This window comes from Emticicia fontis (assembly GCF_054779675.1).
The window spans coordinates 18,123-36,921 of record NZ_BAAGXU010000017.1; the positions used below are offsets into that span (position 1 = coordinate 18,123).

The window sequence follows — 18,799 nt, forward strand, 5'->3', positions numbered from 1 at the left end:
CTTTAATTACCAGCCAAAATAGTTTTTGGCGTTGTTATAGCAAATGTTCTGGATAGTCTCTCCAATCCAAGGAATATCATTAGGCAATTCTCCATTCTCAATATCATTGCCATAAATATTGCAAAGGATACGACGGAAATATTCGTGACGAGGGAACGACAAGAAACTACGGGAGTCAGTCAGCATGCCGATAAAACGGCTCAATAGCCCCATGTTTGATAAGGCATTGATTTGTCTTTCCATGCCATCTTTCTGGTCAAGAAACCACCAGCCCGAACCAAACTGCACTTTCCCGGCCATAGAACCATCATTGAAATTACCTACCATGGTGGCGATTAATTCATTGTCACGAGGATTCAGGTTATAGATAATTGTTTTAGCCAATTGGTCAAATTCATCCAGTTTCCCTAAGAACTTTGATAAAGCAGCAGCCTGTGACCAGTCTCCGATAGAATCCCAGCCTGTGTCAGGGCCTAATACACGCATCGCACGCTTGTTATTGTTACGTAAGGCTCCTAAGTGGAATTGCTGTGTCCAGCCCAGTTCAGCATACATTTTACCTAATTCATGTAAAATAGCTGATTTGAATATGTTTGCTTCTGTTTCTGAAAGGGTTTTACCTGCAATAGCATTTTTAAAAGCACTATCGGCTGACTCTGGTGTGAAATCGGTGGCATAGATTTGTTCCAAACCGTGGTCAGAGATTTGTCCACCTTGCGAAGCAAAGAAATCTGCTCTCTGGCGAAGTGCTTTCAGTAAATCTTCAAAAGATTGTATGTCAAAATTGACAATGGCACCCAATTTCTGAATATAGGTCGGGAAATTAGGGTTGTCAATCAATATAAACTTATCAGGTCTGAATGCAGGAAGTACTTTTATTTCTAGATCACCTGCTTCTCTTAATTGCTGATGATATTCTAATGAATCAAGTGGGTCATCGGTTGTACAAACCACTTTTACATTCATTTTACGAAGCAGATTTCTGACAGAAAATTCAGGAGAATTAATTTTTTCTGAACTGATGTCGTAAATCTTTTGAGCCGTTGCAGGGCTCAAACTATCTGTTATATCAAAATAGCGTTGCAATTCCAGATGCGTCCAATGATATAGCGGGTTACGCATGGTATAAGGCACAGTCTCAGCCCATTTCTCGAATTTCTCGTAATCAGAAGCATCGCCCGTACAATATTTTTCATTGATACCATTGGTACGCATGGCACGCCATTTATAATGGTCACCATAAAGCCATATTTCTGTGATATTCTTAAACACTTTATCACCTAAAATCTGGTCAGGAGGCAAGTGATTATGGTAATCAATGATAGGCATATCTTTCGCAAACTCATGATAAAGCGTGCGGGCAGTTTTGGTTTGCAACAAAAAGTCTTCGTCTAGAAACGGTTTCATGCTCTCTGATAGGCTAATTTTTTAAGATAGAGCAAAGGACTGAAAATCCTTATGCGCGTTCTTGATAATTATTAAAATAATGATTCAGCAAAACTATTTAGTTTCAATTAATTTATTCTGCCCTAATTTTTCTTTTTTTAATACTATTTTGACGAAAAGAAACCTCTGTCAGGAAGTCTTCTATTATTTCTTAGAACTCTGCTGCAACAACCACGTCGCCAGATCCTTAGCCGCACTGAAATTCTGATACACAATCGGAATACGTCGGCCATCAGTGTATTCATTATAAAGCCAAGGGTCTCCAACCGCAAATACAGTTCCTTTACCTACTTTGGCAACGGCTAGGATCATCTCTCCTTTATCATTTAAAATAGATTTAGCCGTACCACTTAAGGCAAGCGGTGCTAATTCTTTAATATAAACGGTCTTGGTATTTTTGAAGACAGGATTGTTTGCCGGAATATCCAGTCGTCCCTGTTCCCATTGCGTTCCTTGCACCATATTGATGTTCTTAGGCAGGAACTGAATACCAAATTCTTTAGCAAGCAGATTGAAGTTTTTATGTTCACAATTGGCCGTATCATTCGCCATCATCACCAATACACCCCCATTACGTACCCAATTGCTGATATTTTTAATATCATCAGCCTGAATAAAATTAGGCTTAGCTGTTTCTTTTTTGGTATCAGGGTCAACAATGATATAAACATTCACATCTTTCAGATTTTCTGTGGTAGGAGCGGCCTTGATAGTAGTAGTTCTTGCACCTAATTCATTAAAAATACTACCCCAAACCCAGAAACCCGAGTGCATTCGGTCATCCCACGTATAATGGAAATTCTCCTGATTCCCATTCAGATCTTTTCTGAACTCATTATTAAAGTGGCCGTCAACTGCTACGACTTTACCTTTACCCAAGGCATTTTCATTGGCAATCTCCATTTCTACACTGGCAAAAATAAATGGTCCAACACCTTTCAAATCATTTTTACGGATAGGTTCGCTCAGGTAATATTCATAAGACCCATCACGATAAGGATTGCCACCCAAGCCACCTACACTCACTGTTTTATTAAGGCTGATAGTACCATCTTTTTCTTTCTCAACAAACTCTTTCAGAATACCTGCGTATCCTTTCTTAGCAGCTGTAAGATATTTAGCATCTAAATACCCTTGACGCACGCCTTTGGCCATTGCATACACAAACATACAAGAACCCGAAGCCTCAAAATAGTTGCCTTTTCTATTCCCTTGTGAAGTCATTTGATACCACACCCCAGTCTTCGCATCCTGATATTTCACCAAAGCAGGTACTAATCGTTGCAGATATTTGATAAGGTTGGCTTTTTCTGGATTATATTCCGGGAAATAATCCAATACATCAACCAAAGCCATGGCATACCAACCAATGGCACGGCTCCAGAAATGTGGTGATACTCCTGTTTTTTTATCTGCCCATTTTTGCTCCTTGCTTTCGTCGTAACCATGATAAATCAAGCCTGTTTGCTCATCTACCGCATATTTCTCAATCAAGGCAAATTGTTTGGCAATCTCATCAAAATGTTCTGTTTTATTGAAAATCTTGCTGTATTCCGCCGCAAAAGGCTCACACATAAACAAGCCATCCAGCCACATCTGGTAAGGATAACGTTGCTTATGCCAATACCCACCCTCTTTAGTCTTCGGCTGATTCTCAATCTGTTTCCACAATAAATTCGCCGCTTTAATATATTTTTCTTTATCCGGCTGGGTTTGTTGTGCGAGCATCAATAATTCTCTTCCGGTAGGAATATTATCTAAATTGAAATCATCATAGGCATAGCTTTTTATACTACCGTCTTTCTGCACATAACGATCCAGGTCATGACGGATATATTCAAAGTATTTACCATCTCCGGTGCGATACCATACTTTTTCCAAGGCTTTTAGTACAAGCCCTTGTTCATAATCCCATCCGGCAGGTTTATTGGGTTTTACGGTAATCGAATCTTTATGCCAGGTCATAAACGACTCTGCCATTTGTACCGAATAAGGTTTTTGTGCAAAGCTCGTTAAGCCAGCAAAAGATAATACTGCTATGAGTTTTTTAGTATTCATAAGGATAAAAATAAGCTACAACATTAAAATAGCTGATGGTTATTTTACAGAACTACATTCAGTTTTTGTCCTGCTTTCAAGCTGATTTTCTTTGTTTTTTTACCATTGATAAGCGTAGTCTCTCCACCATTCTTAGAAAAAATCGTCAAGGTTTTAATCCCTTTATTGGCCCACGTCATAGATACCTCAAAACCGCCTCTGGCACATAAACCACTCACCGAACCATTAGCCCAATCATCAGGTAGAGCAGGTAACAAGCGAATCTGATTTTCGTCTGATTGTACCAGCATTTCAGCTACTGCAGCTGCTCCACCAAAATTTCCATCAATCTGGAAAGGTGGGTGCGCATCAAATAAGTTAGGATAAGTACCACCGCCACGTGCATAGTTGGTTTTTACACCATCTGGCTCTACATAATGCAATAATTCACGATACATTTTATAAGCATGATTCCCATCCCATAATCTCGCCCATAAATTAATCCGCCAACCTTTAGACCAACCTGTTGTTTCATCTCCTTTAATTTCTAAAGTTTTGCGGCAAGCATCGGCTAATAGAGGTGTTTTTTCTGGCGTAATATGATTGCCCGGAAACAAACCAAACAAATGTGATTGGTGGCGATGTTTCGGGTCTTCATCATCCCAGTCGTAATACCATTCTTGTAAATTACCCTTTTTACCAATCTGGTAAGGATACAATTTATTTAAAGCTTGTTCTAGTTTGCCTCTAAACTCAGCATCGGTATTCAATATTTTAGAAGCTTTAATTGTTTGCTCAAAGCATTCTCTAATCATAGCCAGATCGGCAGTACCACCATACAAGGTGGCCCCTTTATAGCCTGCTGAATTAACATATTTATTTTCAGGAGAAGTAGAAGGAGAGGTAATCAAATGCCCGTTTTTATCTTCCACCAACCATTCCAGACAGAACTGTGCGGCACCGCGCATCAGGTCATAGGCTTCATTTTTTAAGAAATTTACATCTTTTGTAAAGATATAATGCTCCCATAAATGTGTGCTTAACCACGTGCCACCCATCGTCCAGTTAGCCCATACGGGATCACCTTTGCCAAAATCACCCACCGGATTACTCATCGCCCATATATCAGAATTATGCGCTACCGTCCACCCATTGACACCATAAAAGGTTTTTGCAGTAATTTTTCCTGTCTCAGAAGCATTTTTAATAAATCCTAAAAGCGGAGCGTGCATTTCGGATAAATTGGTGTTTTCTACCAGCCAGTAATTTTCTTCGGCATTGATATTCGTCGTATAATTACTACTCCAGGGCGGACGCATATAAGGATTCCAGATACCTTGCAAGTTAGCAGGGACACCTTTGGTGCGAGAACTACTAATTAATAGGTATCGGCCATATTGAAAATATAATACCTCTAAAACCTTATCTTCTTTTCCCTCAGCATAGCGTCTCAAGCGTTCGTCAGTTGGTAGGTTAGGGGCTTGTGAAGTGCCCACATTTAAGTTAACTCTATTAAAAAATGTCTGATAATCTTTGATATGCGCGTTTTTTAATTGAGTATAAGTTCTGGCAAAAGCTTTATTCAGATTTGCCGCAGCTACCGCCTGATTATCTACACCCTCAGTAGCTGGGTTTTTATCAAAGCCATTGAAACTGGTAGCAATAGCCACAAAAATCAACACATCAGTGCCATTTTTAATGCCAACCGTGCTATCTGTGTGTACCATTTCACCACCACCATTATTTTTAATTTTGGCTAATGTCGTAAATCGCGTTCCCTTTGTTTCATCAAAAACTACTGCATCTGGTATATTTACATAATTAGGCGCTGCTTTTATAGGCGCATAGCCATCTATTTTCAACTGGTAATCATTAGCTGATACCTTGTTTTTTAGCTGACTATTGAATTTTATATCGAAGTTGAGCGTACCTGGCTTGCTACTACTTAACTTAACAACCATCACCTGGTCAGGATGAGATACAAAATATTCTCTTGTGTATTTTACCCCATCAATTTCATAAGTAGTTTTAGAAATTGCCTCACCAATATTTAATTCACGATAATAGTTTTGAGCATTATCTCCATTTGCAAAGTTGATATACATCGTGCCTAGTGGCGCAAAAGACTCAGAATATTTGCCTTGTATATTCCGGTAAAGTTTATCTGCCAGTTGGTAATCTTCTTTTTTCAAAGCCTCTCTTATTTCGGGAATATGCTTATAGGCTTCAGGATTCATATTCGGATTGACCGGTTCACCCGACCAAAGTGTCGCATCATTCAGATAAATCTTGTCTGATTGCACACCTCCGAAAACAGTAGCACCTAATTTGCCATTTCCTAAAACCAGCGTTTCTTCAAAATACTGGGCAGGTTTTTTATACCAAAGTGTTTTTTCGGGCTGTGCATAACTGAGACTTGTAATGGTAAAAAGTAGTAGTAGTAATTTATATTTTTTCATACCTGGTGTTTTATAGGTTCGGTTAGTTTAGAGTTTAGGAACTTCTGATAAGTTAATACCCAATAACTTTTTGCTGATCACATCTAAAGCACTCTCAGTTCCCTCAAAATGGAAAGTTCTTTGGGTATGTGTCAGACTTTCATTGCGTTTTAAAGCGATGGCAGGTGAGGATGTTTCTAATTCATAGAATTGCCCCATCTGTGAGCCAGAATCGTTTTTGCCATCGTTATAGGCATTGATAGCATCGCCTTTATATGGATTTTTCTGTATCTCCCACATCGAATTGACATAGTCTGTTTCGCCACTATAATCAAACTGAAGAATCGTCAGGATTTTGTTTTCAGCATCATAGCTGCCTGCTACTGGTTTCAAAGCTTGTGGCGGAATGCCTAATTTACCTCTTGATTGCGCATCAGCTTTGAAGAATAGAATATCGTCTTTTTTTACTAATCGCTCAGCTGAAATTTTGCCGAAATAGCTATCGTTAATCTGGTCGGCCTTACCTGATTGATAGGGAATAATAATTGTATTTTGTGGTGAAGCCTTCATCATGCCCAGAAGCCAGACAGAAAGCACACCTTTCGTTTTATCCCAATCTTCTGTTCCTGTGTTTTTTACCACATTTTTGGTCTGATAGCCAACCCAAGTTAAATCTTTCAAGGATACCCCTAATAGTTTTTCAGCATCCGATTGATTCAAGAGGCTGATTTCACGATTCAGGTTTACTTTAAATATAGTGCCCGAATAGTTTTCCAATTCCATGTCTTTCGAGAAAATAGCTTTATTTGCCTGTTTCTCTACCAAATCATAAGAAACCGTATCTATTTCGGCAGGAGTTTGCCAGTTCGCAAAATCGAATGTGGTTCCTTTTTTAAAGAAAACTGAATATTGGCCCCCCTCAGGGCCAAACCAGAAGCGCTCTTCTCCACCAAAGGCATTCATGTGTGGCGTATATTTGCCCGAAGCAATGACGGCATGATTAATCCAGCCATAACTAAAGCCATTCATGCCTTTGGCCGAACTGGTCATGACACGTGCCTGATAATCGCCTACAATGGCTACTTTCATGCTGTCTTGCTCCAATAAGACAACGTCCTTGTACTTTTTCAAAAAATCATAATCGTAACCAAAAGTCTCCTCCGATTTCATAGTTGTTTGTGTTTCGCTGGTCTTTTTGTCTTGGCTGCAAGCCCAGACTGATAATGCCAATAAGGTTGAAAGAATTTTCTTCATCATTGGCTTAGTTTAATAATTTCATCACTGCTTCATCGCCCATCAATGCGTTAGCCGGCAATGGATGGTTTTCGTCAAATACTTTTAAATCGGCCACAGTCAATACTGTATTAGTACTTTCGTCTACCTTGCCGTTTACCATTACTTTATTGATGTCTAGTTTCAGATACTTTGCCAGAAAGTCATAAGCTGCCAGACGTTTAGAAATACCATAATCATGTTTTTCGTTAGGCAGATGCACATTTTCCAGTTTATCTTCGGCACCATAAAAAGAATAGATTCTCTTAACGAAAGGATACTCCAGTTCTGGCGTATTTTTTGTCCAGTCACCACCGTCCGAAATCATAATCATTGGGCGAGGGGCCGCCATGGCGGCTATTTCAACATTGCTAGTGGTATGCGTTGGACGCTTATGAACAGGCATACCGCTCTCGCAAATACAACCGCCAAAGAAAAAGCCGGATACCATTACCACAGGCACTGATACTTTTATTCTCTGGTCGATAGCTGTCAGTAAAAAAGTTTGTGTACCACCGCCAGATTCTCCGGTCATCCCGATTCTGTCTTTATCTATATCAGGTAGGCTCAATAAAAAATCTAAAGAGGCCACGCCATTAGCCAATTGTATTTTTACCGCTTTCGGAATCTTATGGTCGCATTGTTTGGAGTCTCCCATACCTATCATATCATAGGCAAATACTGTGGCACCCATACGTGCCAATGTAGCACAGCGTTGTTGGGTGTATTCTTTGAAACGTGGGTCTTGGCCATGTCCATGTGGACAAAGAATTCCAGCCATTTTTCCTGTATGATTTAAGGGACGATACAGATTACCGGTGACATAAATACCCTCTAAACTCTGAAACGAGACATTCTCAACACTATAACCATTTAATTCTTTTTTGCTATGGATGGTTATATTTGAGGGCTTTCTTAATTTAAGTTTGTCCAGTTCTGAGCCTTCCAGTATACCCTTGCGGATAAGTGCTGCGTGTTTTTTCCAGCTTTTTTTATCTGTATATTGTTTGGCTAAGTCTTCATGCACTTTTACTGCCTGTTCTTCAGTGTAGAATTTACCCTGCATCAAATCAGGTTTTTCGGGGTTGTACTGGCTGAACGCGCCGAAGCCAACCAAAGAAAGACAGATGGTGAAAAATGAGCGTTTCATAGGAGTTAGGTTTATGGTTGAATAAAATCTTCTCTCATTGGATTAAAAACATCAATCAGCACCCCATCTTCTATACAAACAGCCCCATGCAAAACATCAGACGGCACAAAATACACATCGCCTTCTTTCAGGGTTTTGCTTTTATCATTAATCGTGATTTCAAAAACACCGCTGGCAATATAGCTGATTTGCAGATGACGATGCTTGTGGGTAGCACCGATACCGCCTTTTTCGAAAGCGACTTTTACCAGCATCAGGTCTTTAGAATAAGACATGATTTTGCGTTTGATTTTATCGTTGACTACTTCCCAAGGGAGTTCGTGATCTTCTACCAATGTTTTCTCGAAGACGGATTGTACGAAAGAGTTCAAGGTATGTGCTTAATAGATGGTGAGTGAATATACTATACTTTTATGGCAAGGTAAAAGTACCTATTATTTCTAAAGAAAATATTTAATCCTGATTGATATTTTTATGCAAACGTTATCGGGAACGTTGCCAAAATTGTACTTAGGTTTAATTGAATTGTAAATATCTAAGAAATTTGCTGAAAAGCGTTAAGATTCTCTTTGGTTCTCCAATAAAAAATCCTGACAGCCTCTCAACTATCAGGATTTTTAGAATTAGTTTCAGTTTAATAAATACCAATAGATTAGTTAGTAGTCAAAGTAGCTGATTTTTGCGCAGAAACCAGACCGTTTTCTGCAACAATTTCGGCAAAAAACACGCGTGACGTCTTAGCTGTTGCCTGTGCAGTAATAGGTACTGCCAGTACATAGTTTCTGAGTGTGGCATCATATTTTTGCGTGCCTGCCGGAATAGTTGCTACCAGCGTTTGTGTGCCCGAAGCAGTAGGAGCCCAATAGACTCTGAATTCTTTTACGGGTACTTGAGAATTAAATTCAATATTGAAATTTGTATTAGTTCCTGGAGCAGCAGTTAAACCTGTTACTACTGAAGTATTAGCCGTAGTAGTGCGTGTAGTACCAATCCACACAACCGAAATCTGCGCTACTTTGCCTTTGCTGGTACTGATTTCACTTAATAAGTCAGGCTCTTCGTAGCATCCTGACATAAAGATTGTCGTAAAAGCCAATAAGGTGAATATAATTCCTTTTATATTTTTCATATTTCTTGAAATTTAAAATCGTTTAAATGTTTATACCCTGCTTTTCAGAATGAACAGGTATCATTATTTGGTAAATACCCACATTTTTACACCTGGTTGTTTCAGATTAGCTTCTGCATTAGCAGCATTTCTTGTTAATTCAGATGATGGGTATTTCATGCGTTGAATCCGTTGCCCATTCAAGTCAGGATTAACGTTGAGCGGCATCGGGAAATCCAGATAATTGTATTTTCTTACATCTGTCCAGATATCACCAATCAAAAACATGGCTTTATATTTTTCGCGCATGATATTTAATAAAGTAAGGTTTGGTGCCTCTACTGCTACTTCTTTGGCTGTCAGGTAAGTATTGATATTCTCAGTACTTACTCCTAGTTTTTGCATATTGGCTCTGGCAATTTCAAGATAAGCGTTGTAAGCATCAGTGGTTGTTCCGGTTGAGGTGATAGAGCCGCCGTTAGCCAGAAATCTGGCTTCGGCTTCCAAAGCTTTTACTTCGGCATAGGTCATCATCACAATCGGTGAGTTGATATTTGAATGCCAGGCTCTGATCGTAAAATCTACAGTTGAACCGGCATTAGAACCTGGAAATACACCAGAGTAGTTCGTTTGTCCGTTTTTCAAACTAACTACAATCGGGAGGCGAGGGTCAACAATACCTTGTACTTTGCCATTCATTAAATCAACAAAAGTGCTACCATAAGTGATAGATAAGTTCCCGGTGCTATTAGCCAATGCCACACGACTATACCAAGGGCTCAGGTTTTTCGAATTATATTGTAACTGAAAATCATCAGCATTACTTGTCATGGCATTGGGCAAAGCAGCTAAGGCTGTTTGGGAAGCCGTTTGCGGATTCAAAGCTGATTGATGCATGGCATAGCGCGCTTTCAATGAATAAGCCAGACGAGACCATTTGCCTAAGTCTCCACCATAAATCATATCGTCAGTACCTGGTTTAGTACCTGAGTTTTTAGCTAATTCAGCAATTCCTTCATCCAGCAATTTCTGAATAGTCGTATAAATGGTTTGTTGACTATCGTAAGTAGGAGTGAAAATTTTCTGATCGGCTTGTGAATAGGGAACATTCTCCCAATTGGCGGTAGCTAACCCAAGGTTATATGCCAATAAGGTTTTAGCAATACCCACATAAGCCGGATTATTGCCGGATGTTCCTTTCTGAATAATTAGATTCAACTGGGGTACCACATATAAGTAAAGGTTAGACCAGCCCGTAGCGTTTTCTGACTCATAATAAGCATCAGTCCCATTCGTACCCAAATTGCTACCTATTTGTTGAGCGTATTGTCCGGCATAATAGGCTTGCTGATAGCTAGCCTCGCTTGTATAAAACTGAGCTGTAGATAAAAGCTCTTGTACTGTCGCGTCAGATTTCAGAGTCGGGTCAACGTTTACGTCCAGAAAACTTTGACAACCCGATAGAATTGTCATAAACCCTGCCACTAAGAGTGTATATAGATAATGTACTTTTTTCATTGCATTAAATAATGTTTATTGAGGTGGATTCGATTAGAAATTAGCTGATACACCAAACATAAAACTTCTGGTAGCAGGGTTGTTTCTGCCCACAAAACCAATAATATTCGTTCCTGCACCAAAAGACAATGCCTCTGGGTCGTAACCACGGAATGGTGTATTCAGGAATAAATTCGTGCCTGTAAAGCTGAATCGCACACCGTTTTTGAATACAGTCTTACCAATCAGACTTTGCGGAAGCGAGTAATTTAAACTAACTGTACGCAGACGAATCCACGAAGCATCCTGAATATTTAATTTAGACCAGCTATTGAAACGTGTTGAAGTAGAAGGATTATATAATAGATCATCTAAATACACGGTTTTGGTATTTGGTACATAGGTTACCGAGCCATCTGCTCCCTTTTGTTCTACCACTCCATTAAATACTACCTGCTCATACCGTCTTTCTGTCAGTTTAATAGAGCCACTACGCAGGGCATTTCTTTCTCCTAAATCAATAGCATCACCACCGTGTCTCCATTCTAATAGGGCCGTTAAACTCAAGCCTTTATAGGTGAATGTATTAGTTAAACCGCCCAACCAGTCAGGTAAGGCATTGCCATATTGGGTTAAGGTTGTGCTGGTTATCGGGAAACCTGTATTGGCATCAATAATTAATTGACCATCGGGAGATCTTCGATAATCGTAACCCCATAAATCACCAATTTTACTTCCCTGTCGGATTCTCAAACTTCCAACAGTATTGTCATAATAAGATATTTCCTGTAATTCGGCAGGCATTTCGATAACCTTACCCGACATCTTTGACCAGTTTACCGAAGCATCCCAACTGAAATCTTTGTTCTGGATAATTTTTGCCGTAGCCAACAATTCCACCCCTTTATTACGAATCAGACCGATATTGGTGTAGTAGAAAGAATATCCTGAAACATTAGAAACAGGAGCCCTTACAATCTGGTTTTTGCTATCCATCGTAAAATAAGTTGCGTCTAACATGAAGCGGTTTTTGAAGAAACGTAACTCTGTCCCGATTTCAATAGAAGTAGTACGTTCTGGTTTCAGATTCGGGTCAGCTGTAGTTGCTCTACGGAAATAGCCCGGCACATTATTGCCAAACGGGAAATTATCAGTAATATCAAAATAATTGCCTGATACATAAGGGTCTGTTCCTTTACCCACTTGTGCCCACGAAGCACGCAGTTTACCATAAGATAAAGTATTTTTAGCCGAGAAATGCTCAGTAAATACATATCCTGCACTGAAAGACGGATAGAAGAATGAATTATTAGCCTGTGGTAGGGTAGATACAATATCATTTCGTCCGGTGGCATTCAGATAAAGAATGTCTTTATAACTCAATTTAGCATCGGCAAAGAAACTGGCGATGCGATAATGTGCCGGAGAATAAAAGCGTGTTTGCTGGTTTCTATAGCTGCTGATATCATTGGTAAATGGCGCTTTAAAACCCTCTCCACGAATATAATAACTATCAGGGCGCTCACTATTGACTAATGAATTACCTACCATCAACGAACCGCTCCAGTTATTGCCAAAGTCTTTCTTGGCCGTTACATATAGGTTAGAGTTTAACTCACGGTAATTCAGAAATTCATTCACAAGGAACCCTTTTACTTGAATACCTACGTCAAAAGTACTATCTACCTGACGGCTACGGGTTTCGTGATAAGTATCATAGGTCAACTGATATTTGGCAGTAAGCCAGTCGGTGATATTATAATTTAAAGTAAGATCGGCGATATAACGGTTTACTTTATCTACACGAGGGCTTTTCTCAACCAGATAACGAGGATTGTCTGTAAAGCCCGGAAGGATGTTTTTCTGCGTACCGTCAGGGTTCAGATAATCGTTTACATCATAGGTATTAGGCCAATAACCCAAAGCACTAAAAATGGATTTATCTCCGGCCGGTGGACGTTTACCCCCTGAATTAATATAATTAAATGAACCCGAAACCGAGAATTTCTTGGTAATATTATACAATCCCGACACTTTAGCTGATGTACGTCCGAAATCGGTATTAGGCACAATACCTTCCTGATAACTACGACCTAGCGACACATAGATATTACCTTTTTCACCGCCTTTCGTTAAAGTAATATTATTATTATTTGTTAAACCAGTTCTGTAAAATCCACGGAAATTATCATAAATTTTATCAGTTGTATTCTGTGGGTCTAAAACCGGACCGAAAGATTGATACGGTGTTCTACCAGGCCCTAATGGAATAAATTCTCCTAATCGACCTTGTAAGAAAGTGGTTTGTATGGCAGGAGATTTACCTAATACATCGGCACTGATTGAAGATGAAACCGAGATATTCAGCTTTCCTGATTTACCTCTTTTGGTAGTAATAATAATCGCTCCGTTCGATGCACGTAGTCCATAGAGTGCAGTTGCCGACGGCCCTTTCAGGATTGAAATACTCTCAATATCATCCGGATTAATATCGGCAGCACGGTTGGTATTGGCAAATTGTTCCCCTGCACCCGGTGAGTTACTCCCGGCACTTGGCAATGGATTCCCCACACTTGTTGAGTTCGAGATAATAATCCCATCAACTACAAAAAGCGGTTGATTATCAGCATTACCACTTAAAGAAGTGACCCCTCTTAAAATAATATTGATACCAGCGCCTGGCGCACCACCCGACCCTGTAATCACGGCTCCGGCAATTTTTCCTTGTAAAGCACCCACTAAGTTCTGATTGCCCGAATTCTTGATCTCATCAGATTTAATCGATTGTATCGAATAACCAAGTGCTCGTTTTTCCTGCGTTTGTCCAAGGGCAGTAACCACTACCTCGCCCAAGGCGGCAGCCGAAGCCACCATCACCACATTAATCGTACTCTGGTCTTGCACCAACACGGTTTGGGTTTCCATACCCACAAAACTGAAAATTAGTTCAGTTCCCCTGGCTGCTGCGATGCTATATTCGCCATTAGCATCGGTAACAGTTCCAACATTTTTTCCCTTGGCTGTAACATTGACACCCGGAATTGCTGTGCCATCATCTGAAGATGTAACTTTCCCTCTGATTGTATTCTGTGCGGATACGTGTAAAGAAAGCAAAAGACAGAGCAAAAAACTTAGTTTAAGTAGCTTTTTTTTCATAGAAATGTGAATATATTTGGTTTTAGTATAGTAAATGTAAGGAATCTATCTATATTACCTACATATTATACAACGAGAGTCATATAGGCAAAGGCTTCTTTATTTTTTAACATTTTCTATAAAAGAGTAGTTTGTATAGATGAAAATATGATATGGTGCGATAAAACAGGAAGAATTGTGGTGGTAATTTATATGTATTTTTCTTTCTGATTTTAAACTATTCAACAGACATTAATTTATAATTGAGCCTGAATTTAGCAATTGAATTTTTTAATGATTAATTAAAACTTTATTAAAAACCAGCCGGAATAACCCATATAATAAATATATTTCAAGTTTCAGAAAAATAGGCATACTTATTGCAATTGCTCAGATTAAGAGTATTCAAGTAAAGATTTTGCGAAGTGAGCAGATAATAGTGTATAAGTTTTTTAGTTCAAATTTTGCTGCATTAGAATAGATTTCTTAGCCCGTAAATATTCTGATGAAAATCTGTGGAACGATAATTTTAGTACTCTCAATATATTTTCAAAACTGCTATCAATCAATTAATTTTTTAGGTTTATATTCTTTAGCTATTATGCTTCCTTCATATTTGACTGATGGGTATAAATCGTATTAACAGATTGAATAGGTCGCATTTTTCGTGATTGTAAAACGACATATGGAAGAGATAGAACTTCTTAAAAAACAGATTGAACAAGAACGTGAAGCTCGTATGAAGGCCGAGGCTCTTCTGCATGAACAAACTATGCAGTTGATTCAGGTGCAGGAATTATTACGCAATTCGAATTTTGAACGCAGGATAGAAAAAGAAGAAGATACAGCACTGGAGTCTATAGAAAACCGACACCAGAAAATTATAGAGTCTTTGAATGATATTATATATAAAATCTCACCCGAGGGTTTTTTTACTTTTGTGAATCCGGTTGTTGATCAAGTATTAGGTTATAAAGAAAAAGAAATAATTGGGAAACATTTTACCGAATTAGTTTTACCTGAATATAGAGAACCACTTGTGAATTTTTACTGGAACATGATGAAGGAAAAACAGGGAAGTACTTACACCGAATTCCCTGTGCTGGCCAAAGACAACAGAACCGTATGGATTGGCCAAAGCGTACACCTTCTTAAACAGGACAATAAAATTGTCGAACTGACTGCCGTTGCTCGTGACATAACTGAAAAGAAAAACACTGAAGATGTCTTACGAACTACTCAGGGGCGCTTGGCGGCCTTGATTACTAATCTGCAAAAAGCTGTACTGGTTGAAGACGAAAACCGAAAGGTAATTTTGGTCAACCAATTATTCTGCGATTTTTTTGGTATTGCTTCAACTCCGGAAGCATTAATAGGTACCAACTATTTAGAATCATTAGATCAGGTTAAAAATTCTTTCAACGATGCCGAAGGTTTCGTGCGCCGGATGGCTCAGTTATTGGGCAATCAGGAGATAGTAGTAGAAGAAAAATTAACTACTGCTGATGGAAGAATATTAGAACGAGACTATATACCGATTTTCTTAGAAGGGGCTTACCGTGGTAACTTGTGGGAGTATGCCGATATTACGCAAAGGCATTTGTCTGGAGAGAGTATTCGTAAGAGTGAAGAAAAATACCGTAAAATTATGGATAACATGGAATTAGGGCTTCTTGAAGTGGATAACGACCAGCGAATTATTCGTGCATATGACCGTTTTTGCCAGATGATTGGCTATACAGAGGAAGAACTGGTAGGTAAAATTGCACCGGAACTGTTCATCGCCAAAGAATACGAAAGTATTTTAGAAACAGAACAGGAAAAACGGGCGCATGGAAAAGGTAGCTCTTATGAAATGAAGCTGAAGAGAAAAGACGGAAGTCCGCTTTGGGCTATTATCAGTGGTACACCGATAATTGATGAATATGGAGCTACTATCGGGTCGATAGGTATACATTATGATATAACAGAGCGCAAACAATTAGAACTGGAGCTTGAAAAAGCCAAACAACTGGCTGAAGAGGCTAGTCAGGCTGAAAAGCAGTTTATGGCAAATATGAGCCATGAGATTCGTACACCGCTCAATGCCATCATCGGAATGACTCACCTGTTGTTTGATACCCGTCCGAGCCAACAACAAAAAGAATACCTTGATATATTAAAAACAACTGCTGATTTTCTTTATGGACTCATTGCTAATTTATTAGACATGGCCAAAATAGAAAACGGTAAAATAGAAGTAAAGAAAAAATCTTTCGATTTAACAGGTTTACTTCGTACAACCCAACAGATATTTAAAATCAAAATAGGGGATCGTCCGATTACTTTAGATTTGATGATTGATGGACAGATTTCTGGTAACTATATTGGTGATGACTTGTTACTGAATCAGATTCTGCTGAATATTGTAGGCAATGCCGAAAAATTCACACAAGATGGCTCAATTGAGATTGCTGTAAAGGTGAAGAAAGAAGAAGGCGACACTGCCTGGATTGAGTTTAAGGTTTCTGATACAGGTATTGGTATACCAGAAGAAAAACTGGATTTGATCTTCCAGAAGTTTGAGCAGGTAACCATTCATGGCAATAAACATAAAGGAACAGGGCTTGGTCTGACAATCACCAAACAGTTAATTGAACTGCAAGGCGGAACAATTTCTGTAAAAAGTCGTGAAAGCGAAGGTTCTACTTTTACCTTTATCTTGCCTTTGCAAAAAGTGGATGATGGCATCAATACTTCCAAGAAAGACCCATCGGCCGAAGGATTGAAGATAACACAGGTGCTGGTGGCAGAAGATAATGCCATGAATCAGAAATATATCAGTAATTTGCTGAATAAATGGAATATTCCGTTTGTGATAGCACCCGATGGCAAAAAAGCCGTAGAACTGGCACAGGAAAAGGCTTTTGATATTATTCTGATGGATATTCAGATGCCGAATATGGACGGTTACGAAGCCACAATTCATATAAGAAATACTGAAAATCCGAATAGGAGAACACCGATTATAGCATTGACGGCCTCAGCGATGATTGACCAGAAGAACAGGGCGATGGCTGTGGGTATGAATGATTTCATTTCAAAGCCGTTTACGCCTAATCATCTGTTGAGTACAATTCAGGAATACCTGAATGCCAAAAAAGCGAATGCCAAAGAAAAAGAAGAGTTAATCTCAAGCACTGGCGGAAAAATAGAATTAAATCGCGCCTGCCTGAATGAAATGTATGGCGATGATAAAGAATATGCCGCTGATATGTTCCAGACTTTTTTGGCAGAAGTAATACCCGATTTTGGTACACTGAGAGGACTAATCAATGAAGAAGACTGGGACGGCCTAGCAAAAGTGGTACATAAACTGAAACCTACGCTAGCAATGGTAGGATTGACAGAGTTGGAAAAAAGAATGCTTGATTTTGAAGAGAATATAAAGCAAACCCCTGAAAAAGAGGCTTTGCAGGCAACCTGGAAAAATATTTTTGATGATATTAATCAAAGTCTGCCAATTATACAAACTGAATTAGCCAACTTACGCAGATGAAATTAAGATGTATCATCGTTGAAGATGAAGTAATGGCTCGGAAATCACTACAGCGACTCTGCGAACAGCATGAGTCGCTTGACTTGGTTTCTGTCTTTGAGAACGCCGAAGATGCATTGGTTTTCTTGTCGACAGAAAAAGTGGATGTGATATGGCTTGACGTAGAGATGCCAGGGCTTTCTGGTTTTGATTTATTAGAAAACCTGACCTCGATACCGCAGGTTGTGATGACCACCACCAAGACAGAGTATGCATTTGATGCCTATCAGTATCAGGTAACTGACTACCTGAAAAAACCTGTTATGCTGCCTCGGTTCAAGATGGCAGTAGATAAAATATTAGAACTTAACGCCCGTAAAACCACTGTTTCAACACAACGACAAGAGATTTACGTAAAATCTGAAGGCAGATATATCCGCTTACCTTATACAGACATTTTATACATCGAAAACATAGGCGATTATGTAAAAATATTTACTCTTGACAATTCGTATATTATTCATACTACGATGAAATACCTGGAGGAAAAATTAGGTAGTCAGTTCTTGCGTGTCCATCGCTCATTCATTGTTCACCTTGATAAAATCGTCGATATAGAAGAAAACAACCTGGTTATTGCCAAGAAAGTTATACCCATCAGCCGGGCAAACAAGCCTGAATTGATGAACCGATTGAATATGTTGTAATTGCTATCCTCTACATAAATAGCTACCAAAATCCCTTGAATACCATCTAAATATTTTTTCATGAAAAGAATATAATGGTACTTTTTTTGCTTTATTCTTATCTAAAAAATTATAATCGTATGTTTGAGTTTAACGCTCATCTTGATGCCGACTACATCAACGAAATTTATGGTGGAGACCTGTCTATCGTGCAAATCATGTTTAGTTCTTTCTTAGAAGAGAGTATTCCGGTTTGGAACGAGATGTACGAAAAAATCATCAGCAAGAATTATGCTGAAGTGGGTCGCCTGGCACATCAGATTAAACCATCGTTTTCGATGGTTGGGCTTACTTTTTTACATCCTAAGATTCAGGCCTTTGAAACCTTTGCCAAATCGGGCCCTGCTCAAGCAGAGTTATTGACGCAGTATCAGCAGATTGCTGTAGATGTGAATCATGCAAAACTGGTGATTGAAGAAGAACTGAAACGAATGGAGGATTATGTATAATGAA

The 18,799-nt window shown here is 39.0% G+C and carries 12 protein-coding genes; 3 read left to right on the forward strand and 9 right to left on the reverse strand.

Going from position 1 to position 18,799, the window contains the following annotated elements; all coding sequences use genetic code 11:
- Positions 1-6 precede the first annotated feature (6 nt).
- The 9 genes from uxaC to ACYVFA_RS09720 form a co-directional block, all read right to left on the reverse strand.
- Positions 7-1,407 (reverse strand): glucuronate isomerase, encoded by a 1,401-nt coding sequence (uxaC, locus tag ACYVFA_RS09680; protein ID WP_460471622.1) that lies wholly within the window; start codon positions 1,405-1,407, stop codon positions 7-9.
- A gap of 183 nt (positions 1,408-1,590) precedes the next feature.
- A complete protein-coding gene (locus ACYVFA_RS09685; RefSeq protein ID WP_460471623.1) occupies positions 1,591-3,504 on the reverse strand; it encodes a glycoside hydrolase family 88 protein in 1,914 nt (637 codons plus the stop codon).
- Positions 3,505-3,548: 44 nt separating this feature from the next.
- Positions 3,549-5,942 (reverse strand): glycoside hydrolase family 95 protein, encoded by a 2,394-nt coding sequence (locus ACYVFA_RS09690; protein WP_460471624.1) that lies wholly within the window; start codon positions 5,940-5,942, stop codon positions 3,549-3,551.
- A gap of 27 nt (positions 5,943-5,969) precedes the next feature.
- Positions 5,970-7,178, reverse strand: a complete 1,209-nt coding sequence (locus ACYVFA_RS09695) for a DUF6786 family protein (RefSeq protein WP_460471625.1) — start codon at positions 7,176-7,178, stop codon at positions 5,970-5,972.
- Positions 7,179-7,182: 4 nt separating this feature from the next.
- Positions 7,183-8,343 (reverse strand): alpha/beta hydrolase, encoded by a 1,161-nt coding sequence (locus ACYVFA_RS09700; protein ID WP_460471626.1) that lies wholly within the window; start codon positions 8,341-8,343, stop codon positions 7,183-7,185.
- An 11-nt stretch (positions 8,344-8,354) separates the two neighbouring features.
- Positions 8,355-8,714, reverse strand: coding sequence for a cupin domain-containing protein (locus tag ACYVFA_RS09705; protein WP_460471627.1), 360 nt, complete (start codon positions 8,712-8,714; stop codon positions 8,355-8,357).
- 281 nt (positions 8,715-8,995) lie between these two features.
- Positions 8,996-9,472: a hypothetical protein gene (locus tag ACYVFA_RS09710; RefSeq protein ID WP_460471628.1), complete on the reverse strand. Its 477-nt coding sequence runs from the start codon at positions 9,470-9,472 to the stop codon at positions 8,996-8,998.
- 63 nt (positions 9,473-9,535) lie between these two features.
- Positions 9,536-10,969 carry a RagB/SusD family nutrient uptake outer membrane protein gene (locus tag ACYVFA_RS09715; protein ID WP_460471629.1) on the reverse strand — a complete coding sequence of 478 codons (1,434 nt, stop codon included), beginning with the start codon at positions 10,967-10,969 and terminating at the stop codon, positions 9,536-9,538.
- Between the two features lie 33 nt (positions 10,970-11,002).
- Complete coding sequence (locus tag ACYVFA_RS09720; RefSeq protein ID WP_460471630.1) at positions 11,003-14,104, reverse strand: SusC/RagA family TonB-linked outer membrane protein; 3,102 nt, start codon at positions 14,102-14,104, stop codon at positions 11,003-11,005.
- A gap of 664 nt (positions 14,105-14,768) precedes the next feature.
- Here ACYVFA_RS09720 and ACYVFA_RS09725 point away from each other — a divergent pair.
- The 3 genes from ACYVFA_RS09725 (at position 14,769) to ACYVFA_RS09735 (ending at position 18,795) form a co-directional block, all read left to right on the forward strand.
- Entirely contained in the window at positions 14,769-17,621 is a 2,853-nt protein-coding gene (locus ACYVFA_RS09725; protein WP_460471631.1) for a PAS domain S-box protein, read from the forward strand.
- On the forward strand, positions 17,618-18,307 hold the full coding sequence (locus ACYVFA_RS09730; RefSeq protein WP_460471632.1) for a LytR/AlgR family response regulator transcription factor: 690 nt from the start codon (positions 17,618-17,620) through the stop codon (positions 18,305-18,307). The genes ACYVFA_RS09725 and ACYVFA_RS09730 overlap by 4 nt, the downstream gene beginning before the upstream one ends.
- 119 nt (positions 18,308-18,426) lie before the next feature.
- Complete coding sequence (locus ACYVFA_RS09735) at positions 18,427-18,795, forward strand: Hpt domain-containing protein (protein WP_460471633.1); 369 nt, start codon at positions 18,427-18,429, stop codon at positions 18,793-18,795.
- The last annotated feature ends 4 nt before the right edge of the window (positions 18,796-18,799 follow it).

Coding starts and splice junctions, on each gene's coding strand:
- uxaC (WP_460471622.1), bottom strand. CDS start 1,407: ATGAAACCGTTTCTAGACGAAGACTTTTTGTTGCAAACCAAAACTGCC.
- ACYVFA_RS09685 (WP_460471623.1), bottom strand. CDS start 3,504: ATGAATACTAAAAAACTCATAGCAGTATTATCTTTTGCTGGCTTAACG.
- ACYVFA_RS09690 (WP_460471624.1), bottom strand. CDS start 5,942: ATGAAAAAATATAAATTACTACTACTACTTTTTACCATTACAAGTCTC.
- ACYVFA_RS09695 (WP_460471625.1), bottom strand. CDS start 7,178: ATGATGAAGAAAATTCTTTCAACCTTATTGGCATTATCAGTCTGGGCT.
- ACYVFA_RS09700 (WP_460471626.1), bottom strand. CDS start 8,343: ATGAAACGCTCATTTTTCACCATCTGTCTTTCTTTGGTTGGCTTCGGC.
- ACYVFA_RS09710 (WP_460471628.1), bottom strand. CDS start 9,472: ATGAAAAATATAAAAGGAATTATATTCACCTTATTGGCTTTTACGACA.
- ACYVFA_RS09715 (WP_460471629.1), bottom strand. CDS start 10,969: ATGAAAAAAGTACATTATCTATATACACTCTTAGTGGCAGGGTTTATG.
- ACYVFA_RS09720 (WP_460471630.1), bottom strand. CDS start 14,104: ATGAAAAAAAAGCTACTTAAACTAAGTTTTTTGCTCTGTCTTTTGCTT.
- ACYVFA_RS09725 (WP_460471631.1), top strand. CDS start 14,769: ATGGAAGAGATAGAACTTCTTAAAAAACAGATTGAACAAGAACGTGAA.
- ACYVFA_RS09730 (WP_460471632.1), top strand. CDS start 17,618: ATGAAATTAAGATGTATCATCGTTGAAGATGAAGTAATGGCTCGGAAA.
- ACYVFA_RS09735 (WP_460471633.1), top strand. CDS start 18,427: ATGTTTGAGTTTAACGCTCATCTTGATGCCGACTACATCAACGAAATT.